The following is a 12,500-nucleotide window of genomic DNA, read 5'->3' on the forward strand; positions in this document are numbered from 1 at the left end:
CAAGGTCCTACATAGTAAATTACTTGATTTTTTATGTCAAAAGGCAATTCTTGCCCATTATCTAAAGATTCTACCATCCTTTTATGTGCAGCATCTCTGGCAGTAAAAATTCTACCTGTAATCAAAACAGTATCGCCAGATTTTAAATTTTTTATAACTTCTTCTGTTAAAGGTGTGTTTATTTTCTTATACATTTTTCCCTCCACATTTTTTATCTGTTTTTATAGTATAGCTGTAGCATGTCTTGTAACATGGCATGATATATTTACAGCTACTGGAAGCATTGCTATATGGGTAGGATATTTTTCTATATTTACCGCTAGCGCAGTTATCCTACCTCCCAGTCCTTGCGGTCCTATGCCAAGGCTGTTTATTTTTAATAAAAGTTCTTCTTCCAATGCCCTCACATCGCCGTCACTGCTTCTTTGATCGATCGGCCTTAAAAGGGCCTTTTTAGCAAGCAACGGTGCGTACTCAAAATTGCCGCCTATTCCAACGCCTACTATAAGCGGCGGACATGCATTAGGGCCTGACGCTTCAACTGTATCAATTATAAACTTCCTTACACCTTCAATGCCGTCGGAAGGCTTCATCATCTTTAGCGCACTCATATTTTCACTTCCTGCACCTTTTGGTGCAACTGTAATTTTTAATTTGTCGCCGCCTACAATATCATAATGTACAATAGGTGGTGTATTGTCATTTGTGTTGATACGTACGAATGGATCATTCACAATTGATTTTCTTAAATACCCATTGAGATATCCATCTTTAACACCATTATTTATAGCATCATAAAGACTACCACCTACAACATGGACATCTTGTCCTATCTCAACGAAAATCACCGCTACGCCTGTGTCTTGGCATATTGGCATTTCTTTTACCTTGGCAATCTTAGCATTTTCAATTATACTATTCAGTATTTCTATTCCTGTTTCGCTAACTTCCTCATAAGCCTTTTCCTTCAATGTATTTAAAACGTCTTGCGGTAAATTATAATTAGCTTCTATGCATAAAAGCTCGACAGTTTTTTTTATATCATCCGCTTTTACCTCTCTCATAAGTACACCTCATTACTAAATAGAAAAATTATAAATATCATTAAAATAATAATACTACAACATTAGATTTTGCGGAAGGCTTTTACACATATATCATTTTTACTGTCATACCACCCTGTCCGCCTCCAGTCACTATTACAACTTTTCCATTAAAGTCTTTCATACAAATACTCCTTTCTCATGACATTATCTATTTACAAAGGCTTTTGATAAAGCATAAAAATCTATCTCCTATAGAAATACATTTCTCCGTTTTCTATGGAATAATCGATAAGATTTTTTTCTCTCAAATAGCTCAAAAATGCAGAAACCGATGAAAAATAAATATAATACTGAGTAAAATTTAAGGGCAGATCGTTTAATATTACTAAGTTTTGCAGCAATCCTTCCCTTGTCTGAGGTTGTTCCAATAATTCCAGTATAATTTCAATATTATCTTCTATATTTGAAATATTTTTTTCTATCAGTGCATCAAGCTCATCCTTGTTAAGCACTCTATCTATGTGACTTATTACAAAATAGTCTGCATCCACCTCTTTTAACTTTTTTAAAGTTTCAATACTTTTTTCTATATTAAACAAATATGGAAGTGAATATTTTTTTATTGTATCCTCACTAAATACACTGTCTCCCAAAAAGCATACTCTATCAGGTGTAATGACACCGATTTGATCTATTGAATGCCCAACCAAAGATATTATATCAAACTTTTCATCGTCAATTTTTGAGATGCCACAATCAATGACGAAATCAACAGAAAATGTTTTATTAGTCGTATCAAGGTCTCTTATTGGACATGAAGAAAACAGTACCATATCTCTCAACTCTGGGTTCTCTATGTACAATCGCTCCTTATTTGATGTATAAATTTCGCACCCAGGGTACTGAGTCTTGAAGTATATATTACCGCCACAGTGGTCCATGTGATTGTGAGTATTTATAATATATTTGGGATGCAATCCATTTTCTACTAATACATTGTCAATCTTTCTCGCTTGGCCATTGTTTATGCCAGTATCTACTAATAAACAATTTTTATTCTTATAGGTGTAAACGCCAATATTTGTAGGATTGTCTATGTAGTATGTATTTCTATTAATCTTATTTAGATTCATACGATTACCTCCAAAAATCACCTCATCACACGATAATTTTACACCTTTTATTAATTTAAATCAAAGTAAAAGCCCCATGACAGACATCATGAGGCTAAACTACTTTAATATCTCTTTTTCTAAATTCTTCTTTTATCTCTTCTATTTTTGATGTGTCAGGAGGATTTATTCCTTTCAAACTATATGGTATCCCAAGTGCTTCGTATTTATACACACCCATTTTATGGTATGGCAGTATTTCAACTCTATCTACATTTTTTAATGACGACGCAAAATCAGCTAACTTCTTTATTTCTTCCATATTATCTGTTATACCTGGTACTACAACATGTCTTATCCAGACTTTTTTATCTATATCTGATAGATATTTTGCAAATTTTAACGTCTTTCTATTTGAAACACCTGTAAGTTTCTTATGACCTTCATCATCAATATGCTTTATATCAAGCAAAAAAAGATCTGTATATCTTACAAGCTCTTCTACTTTTTCAATATCGACAAATCCCGACGTATCTATTGCAGTGTGTATTTTCTCTGTTTTAAGCTTCTTAAATAGATCTGTGCAGAACTCTACTTGAAGTGTCGGTTCACCGCCACTCAATGTCACACCACCGCCAGATGCTTTCATATATGGTATATATCTTTTCACATCATTAAATATTTCATCTGTAGATACTTCTTTTCCATCGTTTAAATGCCAAGTGTCAGGGTTATGGCAATATGCACATCTCAATAGACATCCTTGCATGAATACTACATACCTTACACCAGGCCCATCGACAGTTCCGCATGTTTCTATTGAATGTATTTTTCCCATAACCATGACACATCCTCCTTACAAGAAATTACTTTTACATAGATTCATGAAATGTACGTGATATAACCTCCAGCTGCTGCTCTCTCGTTAGTTTGTTGAAATTGACTGCATATCCTGATACTCTTATGGTAAGCTGTGGATATTTTTCCGGATGGTCCATAGCATCAATAAGCGTGTCTCTATTTAAGACATTTATATTAATGTGGTGCCCAGATTTAAATGCATATCCATCCAATAGACCCACAAGGTTATTTATCTTGTCATCATTTTCCTTTCCCAGTGCATTTGGCACAATCGTAAATGTATATGATATTCCGTCCAGTGAACTATCGTAAGGAATTTTAGATACTGAGTTCATCGATGCAACAGCACCCTTTGTATCTCTTCCATGCATTGGATTTGCACCAGGTGCAAATGGTTCACCGGCTTTTCTGCCATCTGGTGTAGCACCTGTCTTTTTCCCATAGACGACATTTGACGTTATTGTTAAAACAGATAATGTTGGTATAGAATTTCTGTAGGTCTTGTGTTTCTTAAGTTTATTCATAAATCTCTCAACAATATCAGCAGCAATGGAGTCTACTCTGTCGTCATCATTTCCGAACTTAGGAAAATCACCTTCAACTTCATAATCTACAGCTATGCCATTCTCATCCCTTATAGCTTTCACTTTTGCATATTTTATCGCACTTAATGAATCTGCCGCAACAGACAGTCCAGCTATTCCAAATGCCATCGTCCTTACAATGTTCCTATCATGTAGCGCCATAAGCGATCTTTCGTATGCATACTTGTCATGCATATAGTGTATTATATTCATAGCTTTTACATACACTTTAGCCAGCCACTCCAGCATGTTGTCGTATGCTGCCATGACTTCGTCAAAATCTAGATACTCTGATGTTATCGGATTGAATTTTGGCGCTACTTGAGTCTTGTACCTTTCATCGATGCCGCCATTTATTGCATACAGCAATGCCTTCGCAAGATTCGCCCTTGCACCAAAGAATTGCATCTGCTCACCTGTCTTCATTGCAGATACACAGCACGCAATACTGTAGTCATCATTATAAATAGGCCTCATCAAGTCGTCATTCTCGTACTGTATTGAACTCGTGTCTATTGATACTTTAGCACAGAATCTTTTAAAGTTTTCAGGAAGATTCTTAGACCATAAAACTGTCAAATTTGGTTCCGGTGCAGGACCTAAATTGTAGAGAGTATTTAATATCCTAAACGAATTTTTAGTAACCAGAGGCCTTCCATCTACGCCTACACCACCAATTGATTCTGTAACCCAAACAGGATCACCACTAAAAAGTTCGTTATAATCTGGAGTCCTTAAAAACCTCACCATTCTCAATTTCATCACGAAATGATCCATTAATTCCTGTGCTTGTTTTTCTGTCAACGTTCCTTCTTTAAGATCTCTTTCAATGTATATGTCAAGAAAAGTAGATACTCTGCCCAGCGACATAGCAGCACCATTTTGCTCTTTTATAGCTGCAAGGAAAGCAAAATACGTCCATTGAATAGCTTCTTTTGCATTTTTTGCAGGCTTTGATATGTCATACCCGTACTTTAAAGCCATTTCTTTCATTTCGTTTAATGCTTTTATCTGTTCTGTCAGTTCTTCTCTCAGTCTTATTGTAGCTTCATCAAATTCATCATAATCAAGCTCAAGCTTTTCTTTTTCCTTTTCTTCGATGAGTCTATCAATTCCATAAAGTGCAACTCTTCTATAATCACCTATGATTCTTCCTCTGCCATATGCATCTGGAAGTCCTGTGATTATCCCTGCATGTCTAGCAGCCCTTATTTCCGGAGTATATGCATCAAATACACCGTCATTGTGGGTTTTTCTGTACTTTGTAAATATTTCTTCTACTTTAGGATCAAGCTTATATCCATATGCTTCACAAGCTTTTTTAACCATCCTTATGCCACCATAAGGCATTATAGCTCTTTTAAGCGGTTTATCTGTTTGAAGCCCCACTATCTCTTCAAGGTCTTTATCTATATACCCAGCATCATGGGATGTTATAGATGAAACAGTTTTTGTATCAATATCAAGTACACCTTTTTTCAATTCCTCTCTCATAAGTTCAAGAACTTTATTCCATAGTTTAGTAGTCTTTTCTGTAGGACCTTCTAAAAAGCTGTCATCGCCTTCATATAATGTGTAGTTTCTCTGAATAAAATCCTGCACATCAATGTTTTTTTGCCACTTGCCCTCCTGAAAACCGCGCCACTCATTAATCACTTTAATACCCCCTAAAATTTATTATGGTTTAATTATAACTGCTTTGTCTTTTGTAGTCAATATACTGTATACATTTCAGAAAATTTATTATACTTTTAACATCAATTATATTTTATCACTGCTTCAAATCAAAAAATATGACATATATCACATTATACTCTTTTATTTTTCTCTATTTAGGATATAATTTATAAAGAAATCCTGTCAAAGTGTATGGGGGAATTGAAATGGCAAAGATGCGAATTGATAAGCTTCTATCAAATATGGGTTTTGGAACTAGGAGAGAAGTAAAAGACTTCATAAAAGAAGGTCTCGTGACCGTAAACGGCAGAACTGTCAATGATCCCGGGTTAATCATCGAAACTGATAAAGATGACATTATCTTTAACGACGAAAAAATATCTTATAGAAAATATATATACATAATGATGAACAAGCCGAAAGGCGTTATTAGCGCTACTTATGATCCTTCAGAAAAAACTGTACTAGAACTTTTGCCAGATGATATTAAAGCAAGAAAAGTCTTCCCTGCAGGAAGACTTGACAAAGACACTGAAGGACTACTTCTTCTTACAAATGACGGTATACTAGCCCATAAATTGCTATCACCAAAAAAGCATGTGTATAAAAAATATTACGCAGAGATTTCTGGATTTATTGATGAAGATGATATTTCATTGTTTTCAAACGGCATCGTTTTAGACGATGGTTATAAGACTATGCCTGCTGATTTAGAAATAATATCATCAGGTAGTATATCAAAAGTTTACGTGTCAATCAAAGAAGGAAAATATCATCAAATAAAAAGGATGTTTGAATCACTTGGCTCAAAGGTTATTTATCTAAAAAGGCTTTCTATGGGATACCTTAATCTAGATGAAAATTTAAAAGAAGGGGAATGGAGAGAATTAACAGATGACGAGTTAAAGCTACTCTTATCGTCTGTCGAATAAATCATCTTAATTCACTAGTGGCACAATGTGAAATGATAATCGAAATAAGGCTTTCAGCTCCTTCATTGCTGTTGACACCATCTTCTGTTATAGCATCACTGCAGCCGCCACTTGATTCATCGTACAAACTTACTCTTTTAGAATTTTTGCCGTAATACCACTCATCGCAAGCTAATGCTCTTTCTCTGTATTTTTCATTTCTTGTAATCTTGTACGCATCTATATACATAAGAGCCATCGTATATGCTTCTACAGGCTGCTCATCATATTCCGCTATGCTTTTGCCTCTTTCATACCATCCTTTGCAACCGACAGCTTTAAAATAGCCATTTCTAAAGCATATAGAGTCCAAAAATTCTAAGCTTTCTAATGCTATATCTAGAATTTTTTCGTCTTTTAAGACAGCAAAAGATTTCAAAAGTGATAATGGAATTATTCCATTATCATATGATACAGTATCTTCAAACCACTTCCAATCACCATTTGAACTTTTTTCATACTCCTCAATGATATCATCTGTCAGTTCTGCTATTTTGCCTTTTATAAAATCTCTTTTAAATTTAGTTTCTGCATTATAGATGTGATATAAGCCTATTAGAGTATATGCTTTTCCTCTAATATATTTTAAATCATCAATAATAGGTAGTGATTTCTCAATCATCTTTATAGCAGATAGCTTGACCCTATCTTCTAAGGGAGTATTCAATAAGTATCCTAATGTCCAAATACATCTACCAAAACAATCTTCAGAAAAATCATCGTCAATGAACCTTCTATCATATGCCATAAAATTTCTGAAATGACCATCTTCATCTTGTGCATACAATAAGAAAGATAAATATCTTTTAATCAAATTAAGGTATTTTTCCTCTTTATATTTTTCATACATCATGGCAGAAGCTATTATAGCCCTTGCATTATCATCCGTCGTATAGCCATGCTTAGGATTAGGAGTAGAACCAATTGAATGTTGCATCATCCCTGTATCGTCTGTCAGTATAAACAAATGATTAAACATACTTTTGCCATTCATATAATGTCTCCTCCTGTTTATACTGCTTCTTTTGCATCATCCTCTAAATCCTCAAATATTCTCAAAAACATCTCTACGTATTCTAGTGCCACATTATCCCACATCATTGACTTTCCATAAACTCTCATTTTCTCTTCCATAAGTTGTTTCTTGTGGGGATTCTCTATTGCAAACTTTATACATTTTGCTATAGAATCAGAATCTTTAAAATCAGCTAATAATCCTCTGCCATCGCTTAAAATCTCTTCAGCATATTTGTACGGCGTCGAAACTACTAGTTTTCCTAGCCCTGCTGCATATGCCAGTGTACCACTAACAGCCTGTTCTCTTCCAATATATGGTGTCATATATACATCTGAAAGTTTTAAATACTCTACAATCTCTCTTTTTGTTAAATATTTATTAATAAACTTCACATTATCATTTAAACCAAGTTCATTGACACGCCTTATTAGAAAATCTCTATAAACTTCACCATCAGACTTGACTATATTAGGATGCGTCTGTCCAAGAATAAGATACAGTATGTTAGGATTTTCTTCTTTTACCTTTGCAATTGCTTCTATGCCATATTCTAGTCCTTTGCCAGGACTTATGAGTCCAAAAGTGCTTACAACGAATTTATCACTATCAATATTGTATTTCTTTCTCAAACTTTCGCTAGATAGTGTTGGTAGATTTGGAACACCGTGGGGCAAAACGACTAACTTTTTTTCATCAACACCGTATACATTTAAAAGCAGTGGAATTGTATTTTTGGCCATAGTAATAACTCTCTTGCTATTTCTACACAATTCCTGCAAAATATATTTCTGCTTATCTAGTGGATTCGATAGTATAGTATGAAGAGTTACAACATAAGGTATTTTTAAATTATTTACAAGATCAAGGATGTACTCGCCCCATTCTCCACCGTATATACCGTATTCATGCTCAATTACTAATAAGTCAATTGAAGAATCATTCAATCTTTCAGCTAATTTTATATAGCTATTCCTGTCATGTTGCTGCAATTCATAAATAACATCATCATCATAATCATATTTTTTATCATTTATGGCAATTACCTTTGGTTCGTTTATTATTTTAATATCTTTAAGTTCATTTACTAAGTCTTGTGTAAATGTCGCTATACCACATTCCCTTGGTGGGAATGTGCTTAAAAATGCTATTTTTATCTCCTTATTCTTCACCATTTCCATCACCCCTATTAACTTGCTACATAATCATTAATACTATTAGCATAAACTTCATCTACGATCTTTCTCATTCCATCAATAACACTATTTGATGCTACAACTGCATTTATTAAATTTACATTTTTGTTAATCTTCACATTGTCCCATACGATACTGTGCCTTATAATGCTGTTAGAACCTATATGAGTATTATCACCTATTACGACATATGGCCCAATATGTGCTTTTGCGTCTATCTTTACATTGTGTCCTATAAAAATTGGCTCTACTATTTTTGCTGAAGGATCTATAATGGTACTTTTGCATTTATAATTATAACCACTCATATCAACAAATTTACAATTATTTTTAAAAATGTCAAAGTGAACTTTTTTATATTTTTCAATTGTACCTATATCTATCCAATACCCACCATACCTATATGCAGCCATGCTGCATCCCTTTGATAAAAGTTTTGGGTATGTATCCCTCTCTATTGACACAACTTCATCTTTTGGAATTTCATTTAGTAGCTCTGGCTCAAACACATATATTCCAGCATTTATCCATTTAGAATTTGTCTCATAAGGTTTTGGCTTCTCCTTAAATGCCGTAATGTAATCATTATCGTCATATTCAATTACACCGTATTGAGACGGATCTTCAACTTTAGTCATAGCAATTGTAGCTAAAGCATTTTTCGACTTATGATATTCTACAAGATTTTTAATATCTATATCGCAAATAATATCTGAATTTAAAATTATAAATGTATCACCAAAAAATTCTTCTGCATTTTTTATAGCACCGCCTGTACCAAGAGGTATATCTTCTTTAATATAAGATACTTTTACGCCTAATTTTTCACCGTCACCAAAATATTTTTCTATATGATTCGATTTATAACATGTACTTATTACTACCTCGTCTACACCTTGATGCTTTAATCTCAAAATGGTTGACTCTAACAAAGGCTTTCCCATTATGGGTACCATAGGTTTAGGAAGAAAATTCGTTAGAGGTCTTAGTCTTGTCCCTAATCCTCCAGCCAGCAATAAAGCTTTCATTCGAATTCCCCCTTTATTAAATTTTTATATTTAGAAATTATCAATATATTGCAGAATATTAAATAATGTGTGAAAAATATGATAGCACTATATTTTTTGTTGATATTAGCACTCTAACTGAAAGGCTGCTAACAATTAAAATTATAATCCTATTTATTCCATATGTCAAGAGTATTGTTTATTTATGTAAATGTTTTAAAATTAAGCATAAAATTGAAATATAATAATAATGCTTTATATTTTATACAAATCCTCCATCAACTGTTAAAACTTGTCCTGTTATAAATGAAGCTTCATCCGACAATAAAAAAGATACTGCTTTGGCAACTTCATCTGGAGTTCCTAGCCTTTCAAGAGACGTTCTTGATGCTAAATCCTCAATTATGTCAAACGATAATTTCCTGTTCATTTTCGTATCAATGACTCCTGGTGCTACGCAATTGACACGAATATTTGATGGTCCTAATTCTTTTGCCAGCGCCTTAGTAAAAGCTATGATTCCACCTTTTGTGGCAGAATAATGTACTTCACATGACGCTCCATATATCCCCCACATTGATGAAATATTTACAATAGCGCCTTTTTTATTCTTTAACATATATTTTAAAGCACTTTGTGTACAGTTAAATACTCCACCTAAATTTATATCCATCATATGTTTCCATTCGTCCTCTGTTATGTCCATAAAAGGTTTTATCTGTGAAATACCAGCATTATTAACCAGATAATCTATCCGCCCAAATTTATCAAAGATATCTTTCATCATCATGTCTACTTCTGATCTATTGCTTATATCCGCTTTAAATATATCTGCGTAACCTAATTCTTCTTTTATGTGCTTTTTTAAATTATTAGCACTCTCATAGTCGCTGTTATAATGAATTGCAACACACCCACCCAATTTAGCTAGTTCTTTACATATAAAGGAACCAATACCACCTGAACCTCCAGTTACTACTATGACTTTTCCATTAAACATAAAAACATCCTTTCATATAATCAAAAATAAAAAATATTCACTAATAAATAGGTTATACAAATACAAAGCAAAAATCAATATCATATAAAAATATGATATATGGAACAAGCTTTACACCTTTGATTTTTAAATCATTTTTTGATAGCTTCTACTGTATTTTTAGTCGTACTGTAAAGTCCTGATGCACCAAGGCCCATAGCAATACCCAGCAATATACCTTTCAATGTATCTCCTGGAGCTATGTACAATATTCCGAGAACTATTCCAAAAACTAGTGCTACTAAAGCGGAATACTTTTTTGGCAATCCAATTTGTTTTACTACCTCAACCAATCCGATTATGAGAGGTATCAACGATACATCATATACATCCATATGTAAGCCCCCTAAATTCTACTTTTCTACTAACATTATATTTTATCTTGTCTTTTTAATGCATAAAATGAAAAAGACTTCGCACAAGCGAAATCTTTACAGTCTATGTGGAGCGGATGACGGGATTCGAACCCGCGGTCCTCGGCTTGGGAAGCCGATGCTCTACCACTGAGCCACATCCGCAAAATATTCTCTTTTAAATACAAAAATGGCTCCTCAGGTAGGGCTCGAACCTACAACCTACCGGTTAACAGCCGGTTGCTCCACCATTGAGCTACTGAGGAATATATTATCCGGCAGCGACCTACTCTCCCGAGTAATCAGTACCATCGGCGCTGGAGGGCTTCACTTCCGTGTTCGGTATGGGAACGGGTTTTTAACTTCCGCTATTGCCACCGGAAATCTTTTGTTCATTTATTCTTTTGCATATTTCGGAAAAATCTCTTTCATTAATTTTTCTCTCGAAAATATTATTTCCGTTCGCAAATTGTGTTTTCTATATACTTTTGGCTCGCTTCGTTCGTTCGGCTAAAGCCGTCTATGCGCTGTGACGTCTTTTAACACCTCTCTTCACTTCGCTCGCCTAGTATATTACGAAAACGCAATTAATTGCTCACTTCCAATAATATTTTTCTTTTCTAAATTTTTTCTTCCTTTATATGCTTTTTTAAATGAACTTTGAATACTGCACAATGCTTAAGGTCAAGTCCTCGACTTATTAGTACCGGTCAGCTTAAAGTATTTCTACTCTTACACCTCCGGCCTATCTACCTCGTCTTCTCCAAGGTGTCTTACTCCTTTCGGATGGGAAATCTTTTCTTGAGGTGGGTTTCACGCTTAGATGCTTTCAGCGTTTATCCCTTCCAAACTTGGCTACCCAGCTGTGCGTACGGCTACGCAACTGGTACACCATCGGTTTGTCCACCCCGGTCCTCTCGTACTAAGGGCAGTTCCTCTCAAATTTCCTACGCCCGCGACGGATAGGGACCGAACTGTCTCACGACGTTCTGAACCCAGCTCGCGTACCGCTTTAATGGGCGAACAGCCCAACCCTTGGGACCTACTTCAGCCCCAGGATGCGATGAGCCGACATCGAGGTGCCAAACCTCCCCGTCGATGTGGACTCTTGGGGGAGATCAGCCTGTTATCCCCAGGGTAGCTTTTATCCGTTGAGCGACGGCAATCCCATTCTCTACCGCCGGATCACTAAGCCCGACTTTCGTCCCTGCTCGAATTGTCTTTCTCGCAGTTAGGCTACCTTCTGCCTTTGCACTCTTACGCGCGATTTCCTTCCGCGCTGAGGTAACCTTTGGACGCCTCCGTTACTTTTTGGGAGGCGACCGCCCCAGTCAAACTGCCCGCCTGTCAGTGTCCATATGCCGGCTTACGGCTCCTATGTTAGAATTTCGGTAATATCAGGGTGGTATCCCAACATCGGCTCCATATAGGCTGGCGCCCATATTTCTCTGCCTCCCACCTATCCTGTACAGATATTACTAAAATTCAGTGACAAGCTGCAGTAAAGCTCCATGGGGTCTTTCTGTCCTGTCGCGGGTAACTCGCATCTTCACGAGTACTACAATTTCACCGGGTCCCTCATCTAGACAGCGCCCAAGTCGTTACGCCTTTCGTGCAGGTCGGAACTTACCCGACAAGG

General features: G+C 35.4%; 11 protein-coding genes, 2 tRNA genes and 2 rRNA genes (2 of these 15 running past the window's edge). 1 reads left to right on the plus strand and 14 read right to left on the minus strand.

The window, feature by feature from the left end; genetic code table 11:
• From Q2T46_RS08200 to pflB, 5 genes are all read right to left on the minus strand, one after another.
• A protein-coding gene (locus tag Q2T46_RS08200; RefSeq protein ID WP_303263404.1) for a Fe-S-containing hydro-lyase crosses the window boundary here: on the minus strand, positions 1–194 show its beginning. Its footprint begins 364 nt before the window's first position; only the first 194 of its 558 coding nucleotides appear in the window; it begins with the start codon at positions 192–194; its stop codon lies off the left edge, out of view.
• A gap of 27 nt (positions 195–221) precedes the next feature.
• Positions 222–1,064 (minus strand): fumarate hydratase, encoded by an 843-nt coding sequence (locus tag Q2T46_RS08205; protein ID WP_303263403.1) that lies wholly within the window; start codon positions 1,062–1,064, stop codon positions 222–224.
• Between the two features lie 224 nt (positions 1,065–1,288).
• Positions 1,289–2,179 (minus strand): MBL fold metallo-hydrolase, encoded by an 891-nt coding sequence (locus Q2T46_RS08210; RefSeq protein ID WP_303263401.1) that lies wholly within the window; start codon positions 2,177–2,179, stop codon positions 1,289–1,291.
• 94 nt (positions 2,180–2,273) lie between these two features.
• Positions 2,274–3,002 carry a pyruvate formate-lyase-activating protein gene (gene pflA, locus Q2T46_RS08215; protein WP_303263400.1) on the minus strand — a complete coding sequence of 243 codons (729 nt, stop codon included), beginning with the start codon at positions 3,000–3,002 and terminating at the stop codon, positions 2,274–2,276.
• A 28-nt stretch (positions 3,003–3,030) separates the two neighbouring features.
• Positions 3,031–5,259 (minus strand): formate C-acetyltransferase, encoded by a 2,229-nt coding sequence (gene pflB, locus Q2T46_RS08220; RefSeq protein WP_303263399.1) that lies wholly within the window; start codon positions 5,257–5,259, stop codon positions 3,031–3,033.
• 227 nt (positions 5,260–5,486) lie between these two features.
• Between pflB and Q2T46_RS08225 the strand changes: the two genes are divergently transcribed.
• On the plus strand, positions 5,487–6,212 hold the full coding sequence (locus Q2T46_RS08225) for a pseudouridine synthase (protein WP_303263398.1): 726 nt from the start codon (positions 5,487–5,489) through the stop codon (positions 6,210–6,212).
• A 1-nt stretch (position 6,213) separates the two neighbouring features.
• Here the strand turns inward: Q2T46_RS08225 and Q2T46_RS08230 are convergent, their stop codons facing one another.
• From Q2T46_RS08230 to Q2T46_RS08270, 9 genes are all read right to left on the minus strand, one after another.
• The gene (locus Q2T46_RS08230) at positions 6,214–7,245 is read right to left on the minus strand and encodes a glycosyltransferase (RefSeq protein ID WP_303263397.1); all 1,032 of its coding nucleotides are present in this window, start codon (positions 7,243–7,245) and stop codon (positions 6,214–6,216) included.
• Between the two features lie 17 nt (positions 7,246–7,262).
• Complete coding sequence (locus Q2T46_RS08235; protein WP_303263396.1) at positions 7,263–8,441, minus strand: glycosyltransferase family 4 protein; 1,179 nt, start codon at positions 8,439–8,441, stop codon at positions 7,263–7,265.
• A 14-nt stretch (positions 8,442–8,455) separates the two neighbouring features.
• Positions 8,456–9,490 carry an NDP-sugar synthase gene (locus tag Q2T46_RS08240; protein ID WP_303263395.1) on the minus strand — a complete coding sequence of 345 codons (1,035 nt, stop codon included), beginning with the start codon at positions 9,488–9,490 and terminating at the stop codon, positions 8,456–8,458.
• Positions 9,491–9,731: 241 nt separating this feature from the next.
• Complete coding sequence (ymfI, locus tag Q2T46_RS08245) at positions 9,732–10,469, minus strand: elongation factor P 5-aminopentanone reductase (RefSeq protein WP_303263394.1); 738 nt, start codon at positions 10,467–10,469, stop codon at positions 9,732–9,734.
• 131 nt (positions 10,470–10,600) lie between these two features.
• Entirely contained in the window at positions 10,601–10,843 is a 243-nt protein-coding gene (locus Q2T46_RS08250; RefSeq protein WP_192401559.1) for a hypothetical protein, read from the minus strand.
• A gap of 108 nt (positions 10,844–10,951) precedes the next feature.
• Positions 10,952–11,026 (minus strand) — tRNA-Gly (locus Q2T46_RS08255).
• Positions 11,027–11,052: 26 nt separating this feature from the next.
• Positions 11,053–11,127: transfer RNA gene (locus Q2T46_RS08260), tRNA-Asn, on the minus strand.
• 7 nt (positions 11,128–11,134) lie between these two features.
• Positions 11,135–11,243: ribosomal RNA gene (gene rrf, locus Q2T46_RS08265) — 5S ribosomal RNA — on the minus strand.
• Between the two features lie 298 nt (positions 11,244–11,541).
• Positions 11,542–12,500, minus strand: a 23S ribosomal RNA gene (locus Q2T46_RS08270) (it continues 1,916 nt past the right edge of the window).

Source organism: Thermoanaerobacterium sp. CMT5567-10, assembly GCF_030534315.2.
Lineage (GTDB): Bacteria > Bacillota > Thermoanaerobacteria > Thermoanaerobacterales > Thermoanaerobacteraceae > Thermoanaerobacterium.